Annotated in this window: 16 protein-coding genes; 7 read left to right on the forward strand and 9 right to left on the reverse strand. The window is 47.2% G+C overall.

The annotated features are described in order from the left end of the window. Window positions 1-329: 329 nt before the first annotated feature. A complete protein-coding gene (locus HP398_RS22180) occupies window positions 330-611 on the forward strand; it encodes a hypothetical protein (RefSeq protein ID WP_007720859.1) in 282 nt (93 codons plus the stop codon). 68 nt (window positions 612-679) lie between these two features. Here HP398_RS22180 and HP398_RS22185 read toward each other — a convergent pair whose 3' ends face one another. The 3 genes from HP398_RS22185 to HP398_RS22195 are packed head-to-tail and all read right to left on the reverse strand — an operon-like array spanning window position 680 to window position 3,893. Continuing rightward, complete coding sequence (locus tag HP398_RS22185; RefSeq protein WP_173623660.1) at window positions 680-1,456, reverse strand: fumarylacetoacetate hydrolase family protein; 777 nt, start codon at window positions 1,454-1,456, stop codon at window positions 680-682. Between the two features lie 42 nt (window positions 1,457-1,498). Continuing rightward, window positions 1,499-2,698, reverse strand: coding sequence for a tRNA uracil 4-sulfurtransferase ThiI (gene thiI / locus HP398_RS22190; protein ID WP_017250400.1), 1,200 nt, complete (start codon window positions 2,696-2,698; stop codon window positions 1,499-1,501). A gap of 25 nt (window positions 2,699-2,723) precedes the next feature. After that, window positions 2,724-3,893, reverse strand: a complete 1,170-nt coding sequence (locus tag HP398_RS22195; RefSeq protein ID WP_173623661.1) for a cysteine desulfurase family protein — start codon at window positions 3,891-3,893, stop codon at window positions 2,724-2,726. A 276-nt stretch (window positions 3,894-4,169) separates the two neighbouring features. Here HP398_RS22195 and HP398_RS22200 point away from each other — a divergent pair, with 276 nt between their 5' ends. Continuing rightward, window positions 4,170-4,316 (forward strand): hypothetical protein, encoded by a 147-nt coding sequence (locus HP398_RS22200; RefSeq protein WP_017250402.1) that lies wholly within the window; start codon window positions 4,170-4,172, stop codon window positions 4,314-4,316. Between the two features lie 113 nt (window positions 4,317-4,429). Here HP398_RS22200 and dapF read toward each other — a convergent pair whose 3' ends face one another. Further along, on the reverse strand, window positions 4,430-5,290 hold the full coding sequence (gene dapF, locus HP398_RS22205; protein ID WP_106834915.1) for a diaminopimelate epimerase: 861 nt from the start codon (window positions 5,288-5,290) through the stop codon (window positions 4,430-4,432). 141 nt (window positions 5,291-5,431) lie between these two features. Here dapF and HP398_RS22210 point away from each other — a divergent pair, with 141 nt between their 5' ends. Continuing rightward, the gene (locus HP398_RS22210) at window positions 5,432-5,962 is read left to right on the forward strand and encodes a DUF84 family protein (protein WP_017250404.1); all 531 of its coding nucleotides are present in this window, start codon (window positions 5,432-5,434) and stop codon (window positions 5,960-5,962) included. A 64-nt stretch (window positions 5,963-6,026) separates the two neighbouring features. Here the strand turns inward: HP398_RS22210 and HP398_RS22215 are convergent, their stop codons facing one another. After that, the gene (locus tag HP398_RS22215; RefSeq protein ID WP_017250405.1) at window positions 6,027-6,608 is read right to left on the reverse strand and encodes a DUF1700 domain-containing protein; all 582 of its coding nucleotides are present in this window, start codon (window positions 6,606-6,608) and stop codon (window positions 6,027-6,029) included. A gap of 97 nt (window positions 6,609-6,705) precedes the next feature. Here HP398_RS22215 and HP398_RS22220 point away from each other — a divergent pair, with 97 nt between their 5' ends. Continuing rightward, window positions 6,706-7,296, forward strand: coding sequence for a 5' nucleotidase, NT5C type (locus HP398_RS22220; protein ID WP_069847542.1), 591 nt, complete (start codon window positions 6,706-6,708; stop codon window positions 7,294-7,296). Window positions 7,297-7,357: 61 nt separating this feature from the next. Here HP398_RS22220 and HP398_RS22225 read toward each other — a convergent pair whose 3' ends face one another. Further along, window positions 7,358-7,582 (reverse strand): DUF1540 domain-containing protein, encoded by a 225-nt coding sequence (locus HP398_RS22225; protein WP_173623662.1) that lies wholly within the window; start codon window positions 7,580-7,582, stop codon window positions 7,358-7,360. Between the two features lie 52 nt (window positions 7,583-7,634). Here HP398_RS22225 and HP398_RS22230 point away from each other — a divergent pair, with 52 nt between their 5' ends. Further along, entirely contained in the window at window positions 7,635-8,465 is an 831-nt protein-coding gene (locus tag HP398_RS22230; protein WP_173623663.1) for an SDR family NAD(P)-dependent oxidoreductase, read from the forward strand. Here HP398_RS22230 and HP398_RS22235 read toward each other — a convergent pair. Both HP398_RS22235 and HP398_RS22240 read right to left on the reverse strand, forming a co-directional pair. Further along, window positions 8,442-9,698, reverse strand: coding sequence for an MFS transporter (locus HP398_RS22235; RefSeq protein WP_173623664.1), 1,257 nt, complete (start codon window positions 9,696-9,698; stop codon window positions 8,442-8,444). The genes HP398_RS22230 and HP398_RS22235 overlap by 24 nt on opposite strands. Before the next feature lie 135 nt (window positions 9,699-9,833). Next, window positions 9,834-11,054 (reverse strand): MFS transporter, encoded by a 1,221-nt coding sequence (locus HP398_RS22240; protein ID WP_173623665.1) that lies wholly within the window; start codon window positions 11,052-11,054, stop codon window positions 9,834-9,836. Window positions 11,055-11,218: 164 nt separating this feature from the next. On the opposite strand from HP398_RS22240, the gene HP398_RS22245 reads away from it, so the two are divergent. Together HP398_RS22245 and HP398_RS22250 are read left to right on the forward strand one after the other, a co-directional pair. Next, window positions 11,219-11,953, forward strand: coding sequence for a winged helix-turn-helix domain-containing protein (locus HP398_RS22245; protein ID WP_173623666.1), 735 nt, complete (start codon window positions 11,219-11,221; stop codon window positions 11,951-11,953). Next, entirely contained in the window at window positions 11,925-13,244 is a 1,320-nt protein-coding gene (locus HP398_RS22250; RefSeq protein WP_173623667.1) for an MFS transporter, read from the forward strand. Before HP398_RS22245 ends, HP398_RS22250 begins: the two co-directional genes overlap by 29 nt. A gap of 70 nt (window positions 13,245-13,314) precedes the next feature. On the opposite strand, the gene HP398_RS22255 is transcribed toward HP398_RS22250, so the two are convergent. Continuing rightward, window positions 13,315-14,751 carry a serine hydrolase domain-containing protein gene (locus HP398_RS22255; protein WP_017250413.1) on the reverse strand — a complete coding sequence of 479 codons (1,437 nt, stop codon included), beginning with the start codon at window positions 14,749-14,751 and terminating at the stop codon, window positions 13,315-13,317. Window positions 14,752-14,771 lie beyond the last annotated feature (20 nt).

Genomic DNA, 14,771 nt, shown 5'->3' on the forward strand with positions numbered 1-14,771 from the left:
TTGTGTCATTCGCCCGAAGGCGACTTTTCTATCTTATCATGTCGCAACCGTTTTTGCAAGAGGTTTTTTCAAGCGTTTCGCTTCGTTCAGCAGCGACAAGATCTAATATAACAAAATCACCAGGCATAAGTCAAGTGTTTCTCTCACTTTTTTATCAGTGATTTTTTAAGTGTATTGATTGTTTCAAGCAGAATTTAAATATAAATGAAATGAATGACGGAGTCAATAGGAAAAACGAATAGTGATTCTCTTTTTATTTCAAACTATAACCGCTGGGCGTTTAAGCTGCGTAACCGTGAAGTACCCAACAAATAAACGGCGGTGTTACTATGGATCCAAAACCAACCTATGAAGAATACGAAAACGACAATTACAGTGAATTATCTACTGTAGAGTCGCAGCGCAATGAAATCCTTCAGGAGGAATTCCCAGAGGGGCCATTTGGAGCTGCCACCAACGAAACTCGCTTAGGGAAAGCAACAGGCTGGGAGCCCGGACAGCATTCCACCACCACTCGGTTCACTTACGAAACACGGCAGATGCATCAAGACCTCCCGCGACAAGACCCATCTGCGCATCCCATTCATGATGATCCGAACAAAGAAGAATAAAATAAAAAAGCCAAGCCCCCACTTCACACAAGCAGGGGGCTTGGTCCATCTTATCAAAGAATGTATGACTACTCCTCGGCCACTACATGAGTCGTTAAGGTTCCGATCCCTTCAATGGTTACCGAAATCTCATCACCTGGAACAAGCTCACCTACACCAGATGGAGTCCCGGTTAAAATAACATCGCCAGGACGAAGCGTCATGACCGCAGATACAGCCTCGATCAATTGTGGAATCGTAAAAATCAATTGGTCAGTGCAAGCATCCTGACGCACTTCTCCGTTTACTCGTGTCACGATACGCAAGTTATGATAATCCAGTTTAGCCGCAATAGCAGGTCCAAGCGGACAAAATGTATCAAAACCTTTTGCCCTTGTCCATTGCCCATCGCTCATCTGCAGATCGCGCGCGGTCACATCAATCGCACAAGTGAATCCCAAGATATAATCGTCTGCATCCGCAGCCTTGATCTTCTTGGCCTCTTTCTTAATCACCACGGCGAGTTCGCCTTCATAATGAAGGTTCTGCGTCAGCTTTGGATAGACGATGGGCTCACCAGGTCCAATGACAGTTGTTGACGGCTTCAAAAACATCAACGGTTCATTTGGCAGGTCAATCCCCATCTCAGCCGCATGGTCCCGGTAATTCAATCCGATGCATACGACCTTGCTTGGATCACTTGGCGCCTTCAACGTGACCTCATCCAAAGGCAGCTCAAGGCCCGTCATGATCGGTTTTGCCGTATGGATTTTGTAAATGTCCCCTTCAATCACGCGTACTTTGTGATCCTCTTCCACCATCCAGCCATGCTTCACCTTACCATTGCGCTCATAACGGATTATCATGGTTCCTTCTCCCCCGTGTCGCGATTTTCTCTATACTTGTATTTAGAACAGGTCGGTTGTCGTTTCTATTGGCTTCGTTGTAATCTCTTCTATTTCAGTTCTCGCTACAGCATCCTCCACTAGCGCTTCTACATCCAGTGCTTCCTCAAATTTTGCAGCGAGGCGAGGCTTCGGTCGCGTGACAGGATTTTTCGGTGTAAACACTGTGCAGCAGTCTTCATACGGCAAAATAGACAGCTCGTACGTATCGATTTGGCGAGAAAGGTCTACAATGTCTACCTTGTCCATGGCGACGAGCGGTCGCAGGATTGGAATCGAAATCACCTTGTTGATCGTGTCCATGCTTTCCAAGGTTTGCGATGCGACTTGACCGAGGCTTTCCCCTGTTGCGAGTGCCTTCGCATTGGTATTTTCCGCTACACGCTCCGAAATGCGCATCATAAACCGACGCATGATGGTGATCAAATAGTCTTCTGGGCATTTTTCACGAATGGCAGTTTGAATCTCTGTAAACGGTACGACATGGAGGCGGACTGTTCCTCCCCATTTGGTCAGCTTATGTGCTAGATCCCGTACTTTTTGCAAAGCACGCTCGCTCGTAAATGGGTAGCTGTGGAAGTGAATCGCTTCAAGCGTCACACCACGCTTCAGCATCATCCAGCCAGCTACAGGACTGTCGATACCCCCAGATAGAAGCAGTAGTACTTTTCCGCTCACCCCAACTGGCAAGCCACCTGGTCCCGGGATGGTTTCACAGCTAATGTAAGTACCCTCCGTGCGAATTTCTACATTAACAATCATATCCGGCTCATGCAAATCTACACTGATAGCTGGAAGTGCACGCAAGATGTGTGTTGCCACCATACGGTTCACTTCCATCGATTGAATTGGATAGCGTTTATCTGCACGACGAGAAACCACACGGAAAGTGCGCGGTTGTGGGTCCATTTGACGAACCAAGTCCAGCGCTTTTTCCTTGATCGTTTCAATATCAGGATCTACCTGGATCGTCGGACTAAAGGAAGAAATACCAAATACACGTTTCAAACGCTCCATAACCGCATAAGCGTCCTCGCCATGCAGCTCCACATACATCCGACCGTAATTGCGTCGAACTTTTACTTTAAAAAACGAGCGCAGTACGTTTCTCACACTTTTTACAAGTGCCTCTTCGAATTGATCGCGGTTTTTTCCTTTAAGCGCCAACTCACCATAACGAATTAAAATAACATCGTAGTTCATATTTATCTCCTTTTAGTTGTCCACACTATTTTCTATGAGCGGGGGCAGGTTGTTGTTTTAAATAAGAACGAAGCACACTGACGCATTCCTCTAACGCCTTCAAAAACTGCTGAATGTCCTCCGCTGTATTTTCCCGGCCCAAACTAACCCGCAAAGACGACAACGCGCAATCCCGCTCAATGCCAATCGCAGTCAGTACTCTGCTTGGCTCATTGACTTTGGATGAACATGCAGACTTGGTGGATATCAGAAAGCCTTTTTCCTCCAAAGCATGCAACAGGACTTCCGCTTTTACTCCTGGTACTGACAAGTTCATGATATGAGGAGCCGTATTCGCTTCCGGGGTATTCACTATGCAACCTTCAATCGTTGCAATCCCTTGACGAAGCTGTTGATTCAATTGTTGCAGCCTGATCATCTCCACGCTGCCTAGTTCTTCTAAAATCCGGATTGCTTTTGCCATACCGGCGATGGCTGGGAGGTTTTCCGTACCTGAGCGAACTCCGCCTTCTTGGCCGCCACCCATCATCAACGGGTGAATGATCAAGCCTTCCCGTTTATACAAAATGCCGACTCCCCTGGGTCCGTAAAACTTGTGAGCAGAGACGCTCAACAGATCAATCCCTGAATCCTTGATGCGCAAAGGAACTTTCCCAATTCCTTGGACAGCATCGACGTGAAACAAGACTTTCGGGAATTGCTTCAACCATTGTCCGATTTCCAAGATCGGTTGAATGGTTCCCAGCTCGTTGTTCACATGCATGACCGAAACGAGAATCGTATCCGGACGCATTGCTTTCTGAACAGCTTCTACCGATACGCGACCTTCACGATCTACTGGCAGATACGTCACAGTAAACCCTAGGCCTTCCAACTGTTTGCAAACATCGTAAACAGCCGGATGCTCTACCTGCGTCGTAATAATATGTTTCCCTCTGTTTTGATATTGAAAGGCTATACCCTTGATCGCCGTATTGTTGCTCTCCGTACCACCTGAAGTAAAAATAACTTCACTTTCTTTACAACCCAAATACTGAGCGGCAACCTTTCGCGCCTGCTTCAGTACATTTTCCGCCTCTACTCCTTTTTGATGCAAAGAAGACGGGTTTCCATAGTAGCTTTCCATCGCGCGTCTAACGGTTTCAATCACTTGAGGATGAGGCCGGGTAGTCGCACTGTTGTCCAAGTAAATCACCAGTACACACCTTCCTAAGGGCAAGATGCCCGAATACTACGCTTCATCATAACATGACTTTTCGTAAAGAACATATAAAGTATTACACTTCTCGACCTTATTTTTCCCCGAGTTCGTTGCTCTCAAAAGGCCAAATCAGACAATCTGAACAAGCGTTCACAGACTATTCACGAATAAAACGCTTACATCCAGATATAGGCTATTTACATTGTTTTAGCCTTTCGTTAGAATAGTCAATAAATTTAGATAAAAAACGACAACAAGGAGAGAACCACCATGACCGCACAAGCTATGCAAGAAGAAATCAAGAAGATGGAAGCCGAATTGAAAAGACTGCAAGCGGAACTGGCGAAGATGAACAAAAATACTCCTCAGTACGATCGCACGGACGTCGCATACCTAAATGAGGTGTACAACGCGTGACACTTATTCGAATTCGATAGCGTGGTGACGGCATGAAGGATTCGCCGTGACCACGCTATTTTTTGTGAAAAAACCGCTCCTGTCGATTTCGACGGAACGGTTTTGGCTTGCTGTTATTTAAATGGGATCTCCCCCAAATACTTACCAGAAAAAACTTCAGTAGCCGGACCCGTCATATAGACACGGTTATCCGCTTCCTTCCATTCAATAAAGAGATCGCCTCCTGCCAGATGAACAGTGACTTTTCTACCGGTCTTTCCACTCAAGTGGGCAGCTACTGCAGCAGCGCAAGCTCCTGTCCCACAGGCAAGCGTTACACCCGAACCCCTTTCCCATACACGGAAAAGAATTTCCTCTTGATTCAATATTTGGATAAATTCGACATTAGTTCGCTCAGGGAACCATTCGTGATACTCGATCATTGGCCCGTAGTGACGAACATCTTCTTCCTTCACTTCATCCACGAAAAGGATGGCATGAGGATTGCCCATCGAAACAGCCGTCATCGTAAACGCAGTTCCACCGACTTCGATTACCTCTTCTCGCACTTGCTCTTCAGGAATGCCTGTCATCGGAATTGCTGCTCGCTCAAAATGAGGCTCTCCCATATCTATTGTTACTTGATCGACCTTACCGTCTGTTCCAAGCGATACAACAGGAGTAACGGTCCCTCCTAACGTCTCCACGGTAAACGTTGTTTGCTGAGTTAAAGCATGATCGTATACGTACTTACTCACACAGCGCAAGCCGTTTCCGCAATTTTTTGCTTCGCTGCCATCATTGTTAAATACCCGCATGCGAAAGTCTGCTCGCTCAGATGGCATAATGAGGATCAGTCCATCGCCACCAATGCCAAAATTCCGATCGCTCACCCTTCTTGCCAGTTCGGGTAAATCTACACCTGACAAGTCTTCCTCAAAACAGTTGACGTAAACGTAATCATTACCCAAGCCATGCAGCTTTGTAAATTTCATCGTCCACTCCTCTTTCTCTTTCGGATGCTAGGTCTGACTTTTCTCTATGCATTATCTTATCACAACCTGAGGAATCGCGGTCGAATCAAAAGGTGGTATACTACCACTAGCATCGATGATGGAAAGAGGTGGAACAAGCCGTTGGATTATCATATTTTCCGTTATGCACTCGGAACGAAAAATGAAGCAAAACGTCTCGCTGTACAAAAAGCAACTGGAACGGAACCTTTCTGCTTATCTGTCCCCTCTGGCGTAGCGGCTCAGCCGATGAGTGAAGAAGAGACGATTACTGGAGCGATCAATCGAGCAAAAGCTGCACATAGTCAAACCCCAGAAGCAGAGATTGGGCTAGGTCTGGAAGGCGGACTTATGTACGATGAGCCGTTTACCAAACAGTGGTATTTGATTTCCATCTGCGCAGCCTGGAATGGAAGTGAGCTCTTTATTGGAAAGGGATTGGCTTTTCCTATCCCAAATCAAGCTGTCCACCGAATCCAGCAGGAGCAAATTGAGCTAAGTACCATCATAGATGAATGGGGGAAAACCGTCGGCAGTAATCACCGTGGCGGCGCCTATTCCCTTTTAACGGATAATCGCGTAAGTCGTTCTGATGTATTTTGTGACGCCGTTATCGCAGCGATTACACCTTTCGTCTCCTCCTTGTACAAATAGCAGTGGGGCAACACAAAAACCTCTCCGGCTGAATGAACCGGAGAGGTTTTGCGGTTTGATACTTTTAGCGAGCCGTATAGTACGGGTAGATGACTAATGCGCCCAAAATGGCAATAGCACCTATGATCATCGCCCAGGCTCCCAGCGTCTTCGAGTTGCGTCGATACGCCAGATAGCCAAGCACCATACCAATTGGAGCCACCAAGTACGGCATGAGAAACAGGGACAGGATCGATAAGCCCAAGCCAGTCATTCCAATACCGGTGGCCCCATTTTCCCGGCTGTCCTCGTCTGTGTCGATCTCACTGGCAGCACGACTGGTCGGAAACGGCTCGGCGATCTCCGCCGCTGCCTCGATGTCGTCATCTCTGACTTTGGCGACCCGTGAACGGTCCTCTTTTGTCAGGACAACGCCATCCAAACGCTCCGAAAAGTCGTTACGCTCCTCATCCAGCTCGCCTGTATAGCGCTCTGTAAAGGAGTGGGGGTCATAGTGAACCCTGCGCCTCGACCGCTCTTCCTCTTCGTCAAAAACGGCCTGTGTCCAAGTATTCGCTGCAAACTCCCTGTCGTGCTGATCAACCGTCTCGGAAAAACCGGTATCTTCCTTCCGCTTCGCATCATTACGTTCGTGTCGATCCAACATAGCATGCTCAGCCCCTTTTTTGGTAAAGGATTATTTAAGTGAAGGAAGTAGCCTTATTGTCTGCCTACGTTGTACAATTTAAACGGGAGGCGAGAGAATGAAACCAGACAAAATCCTAACGATTGGCATTGATATTGACGGCACAGTCACATCACCTAGCAGTATTGTTCCGTTGATGAATGAGAGCTTTGGAAGAGATTTACGATATGAAGACTGTGTGGAGTACAATTTAGCCAACGTGTATCAAATCACAGACGCAGAGTTTGAAATGTGGCTGGATCAAAACGGGGAACGCCTTTATGATGGTGCGCCTGTTCACGGAATTGCCGATCAGGTTTTGCGCGATTGGTTTACCTCCCACAAGCTGGTATATATAAGTGCTCGAGAGGATCGTCATCGCGATGTGACCTTACAATGGTTTGCTCGCTACAATATCCCTCACCATGAAGTGGATTTGATTGGGAGCCACGACAAGCTGTCAGCTGCCCGCAAATGGGGCGTGGACCTCTTTTTGGAGGATCGTCTGGAGAACGCTTTGCAATTGTCAGAGGCGCTGCAAATTCCCGTGTTCTTGTTTGACACTCCGTATAATCAAGCGTCCCTACCTCCACTCGTCCATCGAGTCACTTCTTGGGAAGAGGTTGCCCAAAAAGTCAACGAGCTTTTTCCAGCTAGGACAAGCGTATAGGTTGAATAGAAAAAAGACGTATCACCGTTTTGGGATACGTCCTTTTTGCGCCGAGACAGCGTTATTTCTTCGCTGATGTCTTCGGCTTGAACGTCAGACAACAGGTCTCAGACGATGTCTTTGCCTGATCCTGATGCTGGGTGTTTTGACCGTACTCGCCTGCGAATTCTTCTTTCAGGTTTACGGTAGCGTGTGCGTCAATCTCTACCATGATTTCTTCGGCGCTGCAAAGATTGCCTTGCGCCCAGTACTCACAGTTTGCTACAGAACATTTTACTGCTGGCATGTGCATTCACCCCCTAGAGGCTAGCCTTCACATCAACTAGGGGGCTTATACTTTGCCATTTACAGTGGAAATCAAAACTCTACACAAGAAAGAAGTGGATGACATGTCGACTCCCCGTATTGTCGTCATCACCGGTGCTTCTGGTGGCCTTGGTCTAGCTTTGACTCGACTTCATTTAGAAAAAGGTGATTGTGTCATTGCCACGAGTCGCAGAGCTATCAACGAGGAACTCGTTTTGTTACAAAACGCTTATCCGAATCATCTCCATCACTACCCGTTAGACGTCAGCAGCAACGAAGACATTCGACAGTTCGCTGCATGGGTGAACATCCGTTTCGAGCGTTGCGATTTTCTTTACAACAATGCCGGGATGGCTGTCTTTGAACCGCTGATCGACATGCGCATAGAAGAGCTGGAAGAAACATTGCGGACGAATATTTCCGGTGTTTTCTACACAACCCGCGCCTTTTTGCCGATGATGCTTCAACAAAAGCAAGGTCATATTATCACAGTTGCCTCACTTGCCGGACAGGTCGCAACTGCCAAAGCTGCGGTGTATGCAGCCAGCAAAGCAGCTGTTATCCGCTTTAGTGAAGGATTGCGCCACGAACTGCAAGGCACTGGAATTGCTGTGACGTGTGCGATGCCAGGGCCGATCGACACGCCCTTTTTGGATAAAGCAGACAAAACAGGTAGCTATCGCAGCAAAGTGAGTCGGTATTTATTGACACCGGAACAAACGGCAAGGGCCATTTATCGAGCAGCGGAAGCAAAGCGTCCGGAGGTTGCCATGCCATTTCGTCTGCATGCGCTCTCCCGCATCTACTTCCTATTGCCTCAGTGGCTAAAACATCTCGTCTCACCTCTCCTCAATCGGAAGTGAGGAGGAATCCTCCAAGTTTTTCAATGCCCCGAATGCAAGGAGACCGAAAATGATACATACGGCTGCTCCGGTTCCAATGATCCCTTGAACGCCCAAAAAGGGTATGAGGAAGCCAGAGACAGCCGCTCCTGCTGGCATTCCTGTCCCCGTAATCGTACGAACACTGGTCAATACCCGCCCCAAGAGAGCATCAGGCACCTGTTTTTGCAGATAGCTTCTGTACATGATGTTATAAGGAGCAAAGCAAAAGCCCGCCACAACCATCGAAGCCATCGCGATCTCCAACCTTGAGAATAATGCGATCGGCAATGTGGTCAATCCCCACGCCACGATAATCCCTGCCAGTGTCGAACCCAACGGAAGTTTCCACGTAATCGTTGAGAAAAAGAGAGAGCCTAGTAATGCCCCGACTGCCAAAGAAGACCACAGCATCCCTAATGCAACAGCTCCTCCTGCCAAATCCTGATTCGCATACAGGGGGAGTGCAATTTCAATCGGACCGTACGACATGTTAAATAAAAATGTAAAAAAGATAAGAATAATCAATTGCTTGCGTCCCAATATGTAGCGATACCCTGTCCGCATGTCACTCAAGAGAGAACGAAAGAATACTCCCATTTGACCTTTTACAATCGCAGTAGGATTCGCACTTTTCGTAAGCTCACGCGGCAACCGGGAGAAGCAGAAGGCACATACAAAAAAGCTGGCCGCATCGATCAATAGAACATAAGCTTCACCAATCAACCCGATTAAAACACCCGCGAGTGCCGGTCCAAACATATAAACAATTTGCCATTGTGTTTCCATCACGCCATTTGCTTTGACCAATTGATTTTTGTCCGAAACGATTCTCGGCAACAAAGTCTGCGCCCCAGCTGTGCTCAGCGGAGAAAGGATTCCTGCAATCACAATCAGTACGTATATCACAAAAAGCGGAACTTGTTCGATCTGCAATAATGCGACCAATGCTATAAAAATGAGTCCTCGCGCCACATTGTCCATCATGATGAGCTTGCGTCGATCAAACCGATCCAGCAAAACTCCCGCCACTAAACCAGTAAAAACAGCAGGGAGCATATACGCAAGAACAACTCCACCCATCGCAGCAGGTGAGCCTGTTTTATTCATGACAAACCACGTCAAGCCCATCCAGCCAAACTGATCCCCCAAACCAGATAAAAACATCCCCAGCCAGTACCAGCGAAATGAACGCTGCAGCCATAATTCCTTCATGCTGCATCTTCCTTTTTCTCTTTTTTCCATTCATTGTATAATTGGTTTCATACTTTTTCAATAATTATATTTATTAAATCTAAAAGTTTCATTTTGTATGAAAAAAGAGCCTCTGCTCCAAATAAGCAGAGGAATCTATCCTAAGTCTAACTGTACGTCTGCGAACTTTTGCAATTTACGACGGCTCCAAAGCCACAGAAGTCCTGCTGCTACCCCAAAGAAACCAAGCCACACGGAGACAGCGGCACTCCCGACCTGCTCCGCACTGAATCCGAGAATCAAGCAGCTCGCAGAAAAGCTTCCCATGGTCGCCATTTCCCGAATGGAAAATACGCGAGCCAAATAAGCAGGATCAGACAGTCGCTGAAGCTTCGTTACAGACAATATCGACGAGCCAAATTGAGCCGTTGATGCAAAGAGGATGGCAATGGCCAGCCCAAGTAGTGGTTTCGTATGAAACACAGCGATAATCGAGCAGCCCATCGCAACGAGTGCCCAGCCTTGGACACGCCACGTTCCCTTTTCACTCAGGCTGTCAGACAGCTTGTTCACGGCAATCCCAGCGATCACACCCCCGAGTCCCAGCGGAATATCTAAGAGTCCGAATACATACAAGCCCTCTCCCCGCTCCGTAAGAACATAGTACATCAGCATAATGTAATAGGCGCCACATACTCGTTCCGCCATCTGATAGCCGATCACACTGCCAATTTCCCGATGTTTGCCGATATAACGGAAGCCCTCTTTTAGCCTTTCCATAAAAGGTACAGCCGCTTTCGATACAACATGGTTAGCGATATGCGGGAGCGGAAGCAAGATAAACAGCGACAACAAATAACAGGCGGCATCGAGCAAAAAATTGTAACGGTAGGAGAACAAGTAAACCAGAACTGCTGCCACACCCTGACAAACAATAATGAGAAACGAAGTCGTCCCCTGCAAAAGGGAATTCGCAGCCAGCCTATCCTTTTCCTCCACGGATTGTACGATCGCGACTTGCATGGCTGGTTGAAAAAAAGCACTGCAAATATTGACCAGAATCAATAACAAAAAAGCCACCCATAAGTAGGCCGCGGATGTGATGAAGAAAAACAAACTGACGAGAATGCCGCGAAGCAAATTGACAACAATCATGACCCGCCGTTTATCCCAATTCTCTACAAGCGTCCCTGCGAAAAAGCTGGCAAACACATAAGGGATCATGCGAAACACAGTACCTGCCGCAAAAGAAAGACCCGATCCACTTAAATCATGTAAAAGTCCAACGACCGCAATAAATGTAAATTCATTTCCGATGATGTGTACAATGTGGGCCGTATACAAACGACGAAAGACGGGATGTTGCAAGATCGCCACAGGAATGCACCCTCTCACCGTTTTCAATATTGTAGCACTTGTCAAAAAATAAGCGCAAATTGATCTTGCGAAACAGATCGTTTTGTTGTTACAATACGTTCAAATAAAACTGAACGTCTAAAAATAAGAAAACGTTCACGTTCAACGAAACGAGGTTGATCGACTTGAAACGATACGTAGTTGTGGAAACTTTGGATCAATTAAAAGCTGTCAGCGATTCCTTGCGCCTACAGATCATCACGATGCTGGTCAAGGAGGAATACACAGGCAAGCAGCTCGCGACCCTTCTCTCCCTTTCTCCCTCTAAAGTGCATTATCACCTGAAGGAATTGGAAAGCCACGGCTTCGTTGAAGTCGTGCGTACGGAAGAAAAGAACGGGATCGTACAAAAGTTTTATCGGGCTGTTGCTTACGACTTCAAGGTTAGTGATGATTTGCTGCCCTCCCTGCGCGAAGACAGTATCCTGTTGCAGGAAACGATGATAAATCACCTGCGCTCCGGTATTAATCGCCTGTATAACGCACCAGACGAGTCATTCATGCTCTTTTCGGATCAAGAGGATCGTCCTCCTGCTATTGCAGCTAGCTCCGAAGTGAGAGCACCTCGAAAAGAAATATTTGCTTGGCTCAAAAAATATCAGGCTTTACTTGAGGAGCTATCCGAAATGGAAGATCGCTACTTAGGGAGGATTGCTACTGGAGAAGCGGAGGATACGGTTGAAAACTTTTACATGGTCACCGTCGGATTCATGACGAATGAACGTTACTACGTCGCAGAAGACGAATCCTTGCCAGATAACTATGAGCACCAACAGTCTGAATTCAAGCATTACACCAGCAAGATTGTCGTGAAGAAAAAGAAGGAGGAAAATGGAGATGAGCACTCTGGCGACAAATAATTCCCTGTGGAAAAATGGATCGTTTGTCCGGTTATGGTGCGGCACTTTATTTTCGGCAATGGCTGACGGGGCTTTCTTCATCCTGCTCAACTGGTATATCGTGAATGGCTTAGGCTCAGGAGCAATCCTCGGCACGACTTTGATTTGTCTGTCCATCCCCCGTCTCCTCTTTATGCTGGCGGGCGGGGTGGCTGCTGATCGTTTGAATCGAAAATGGATTATGTTTTCCTCCCTTCTGGTTAGGGGCATTATTTTAGCCTGCTTCAGTTTGCTTATGCTTCAAGGAAATGGCGCCTGGTTCCCAGTAAGCCTGTACGTCATGGCAGCTTTATTCGGAACAGTCGATGCATTTTTTTGGCCAGCACGCAGCTCGATTCTGCCCTCTCTTGTCTCTCGAGAACAACTTGCGCCAGCTAACAGCTTAATGGAACTATGCCATCAGATTAGCATGGTTGCCGGACCGGTAGTTACTGCCTTATTAATTGGAACCGTTAGTTATCCGATCATGTTTATGATCTTGGCATGCACCTTCTTCGTAGGAACACTCTTTGTACTCTCTCTCCATTCACACTCATACACCAAAGATACGACTTCAGCGTCTACAACAGAATCACGAGCAAGCTCATATTTCAAAGATATCGTGGGGGGCATTCGTTTTACGTATTCAATCCCGATCCTCGCACTTATTTTAACAACATCACTGTTTACCAACATGATGTTCTCCGGCCCAGTTAACATGATCATTCCCATTCATGTAAATAACCTCGGATGGGACGGGAGTGCTTTTAGTTCACTCAGTACCTCAGTTGGAGTGGGCATGATTGTCGGCGGTATTTTGACTGGATTGTTTAAAGGATTCCGTGGAAAATTTATGTTACTACCTGTCATTCTCGGTTGTATGGGAGTTGGAATCAGCTCGTATTATTTCATTGAGGAGCTTTCCTTTGGACTTGTCTCTCATTTTCTCATCGGAATGGCACTCAGTATGACGAATATTCCGTTTATCACCTACATTCAAAGTATCGTCCCTGCCAACATGCTCGGTCGTGTCATGTCATTGCTTTCCTTGATGTCCGTCGGCTTTGGGCCAGTCAGCTATGCACTGTGCTCCTTTCTTCTCGCCAAAAACATCGCAACACCGGGGCTTCTATTATTCTTTGGCGGTATCATATTTGCAAGTATCAGCCTTAGCCTGTTCTTTTTCCGCTCGTTCCGGCAAATGGAGCAGCATCCGAACTGGAAACGACCTATGGTAGAGGAGCAGCAGTTTCCTGCCACCCTTTCTTCGTAACGCCTCTATTATAAATAGAAAGAACGCGCACCTCGCAAGCATGAGCTCTTGCAGGTACGCGTTTTGCTATTTAAACAGTTTGTTCTTTTTCAGCAAAGACCTTTACCAGCTGACGACCACCAAAGCCCATCCGTGTGACTACTCCGGCCTCATCTCGTACAAAGCGGATAAACATGTCGGTTTCTCCACGTTTCATGACGAAGCTGTCTTCTCCCACTGATCGTAGCGGAATGTTCGTTCCGTTACTTTTTGCTACCAGCTCATTTTCTTCGATTTCAACTGATACGATCGCCCCTTCGGAAGAGCGATACTCGCCTGTAAATGCAGGGAGTGCTTCGACAGCCAGCTCATAATCCGGATATGGGAACGGTACCGTATCCGTAGAACGTCCGTTGGTCGCATTCAAAATACCGTGCATCACATCTGCCATTGGCCCGCCATCTGTGTTCATCAATATGGCTCCTGTCAGGCCCCGCTCCGGGAAAACAAAAATTTGTGCCGCAACTCCCTTGATCGCTCCACCGTGCTCAATGAGTGTTCCATCATGACAATTGGCTATAAACAATCCATAGCCATATGCTTGAAACGGAGAAATCGAGAAATGAGGCGCTATCATGGCCTGCACACTCTCCGGTGAGAGCAAGCGATTCTCTCCTACCAATCCACCCGTTCTGAATATTTCGGTATAGCACAATAGATCGTGAATCGTCGATTTCAGAAAACCAGCGGAGCGCATCGATGGTGAATCCCACCACGAGGGTGAACGAAATACCTCACCGCCATCCTTTGGACTTTTTCGGGTAAACAAGGTAGCTACCTCTGCTCCCTCTGGCAAATCTTCGACGAGAAAGGCACTGTTCTTCATCCCGGCTGGCACCAAAATATGGTCATGCACAAACTGCTCGTAAGAAATCCCGCTCACTCGTTCAATAATCAGACCGAGCATGGCATAACTGTCGTTGGAGTAGCTAAACTCCGTTCCAGGCGCACCTAAAAACTCGTAATCCAGCTTGCCGATGTAGGCCATGAATTCTTCTTTTGTATTGATCTCTTCCACTTTATCGAGATCAAACTCAAGACCGGAGCTAGAGGACTTAACGTCCCCACCCTTCAGAATACTTCTTTTCATCGCACCAGCTAATGTATCCAAAGGAGGGAATCCAGCCGTATGTGTCATCAGATGATGGATGGTCATCTCGCGAGTATAAGCTTCATTAGGTGTGCGTAGCTCTGGGAGATACTTAATGACCGGATCATGAACGGATAGCTTTCCTGCGTCCTGAAGCTGCATAATGGCCACACATGTAAAGGACTTGGTAGCAGAACCAATGCCAAACACCGTATCAGGCGTTAATGCTTTTGCATCCTCTGTGTTGTCTGCCAAACCGAAGCCATGGAAATACCTCAGCTCTCCTTGCTCTGCCAATCCGACCGCTGTTCCTATTACTTTTGCCTCTGCAAGCAGCTTTTGTGCGTATTCCTCAAACGACTGTACCCAATCCGCCATGCTCCTTCTCCCCTTTTCAT

This window comes from Brevibacillus sp. HB1.4B (assembly GCF_013284285.1).
Classification (GTDB): Bacteria; Bacillota; Bacilli; order Brevibacillales; family Brevibacillaceae; genus Brevibacillus; species Brevibacillus porteri.

Excerpts from the sequence above, each read along its gene's own strand:
- HP398_RS22180 (WP_007720859.1), top strand. The coding sequence starts at position 330 with ATGGATCCAAAACCAACCTATGAAGAATACGAAAACGACAATTACAGT.
- HP398_RS22185 (WP_173623660.1), bottom strand. The coding sequence starts at position 1,456 with ATGATAATCCGTTATGAGCGCAATGGTAAGGTGAAGCATGGCTGGATG.
- thiI (WP_017250400.1), bottom strand. The coding sequence starts at position 2,698 with ATGAACTACGATGTTATTTTAATTCGTTATGGTGAGTTGGCGCTTAAA.
- HP398_RS22200 (WP_017250402.1), top strand. The coding sequence starts at position 4,170 with ATGACCGCACAAGCTATGCAAGAAGAAATCAAGAAGATGGAAGCCGAA.
- dapF (WP_106834915.1), bottom strand. The coding sequence starts at position 5,290 with ATGAAATTTACAAAGCTGCATGGCTTGGGTAATGATTACGTTTACGTC.
- HP398_RS22215 (WP_017250405.1), bottom strand. The coding sequence starts at position 6,608 with ATGTTGGATCGACACGAACGTAATGATGCGAAGCGGAAGGAAGATACC.
- HP398_RS22220 (WP_069847542.1), top strand. The coding sequence starts at position 6,706 with ATGAAACCAGACAAAATCCTAACGATTGGCATTGATATTGACGGCACA.
- HP398_RS22225 (WP_173623662.1), bottom strand. The coding sequence starts at position 7,582 with ATGCCAGCAGTAAAATGTTCTGTAGCAAACTGTGAGTACTGGGCGCAA.
- HP398_RS22235 (WP_173623664.1), bottom strand. The coding sequence starts at position 9,698 with ATGAAGGAATTATGGCTGCAGCGTTCATTTCGCTGGTACTGGCTGGGG.
- HP398_RS22250 (WP_173623667.1), top strand. The coding sequence starts at position 11,925 with ATGGAGATGAGCACTCTGGCGACAAATAATTCCCTGTGGAAAAATGGA.
- HP398_RS22255 (WP_017250413.1), bottom strand. The coding sequence starts at position 14,751 with ATGGCGGATTGGGTACAGTCGTTTGAGGAATACGCACAAAAGCTGCTT.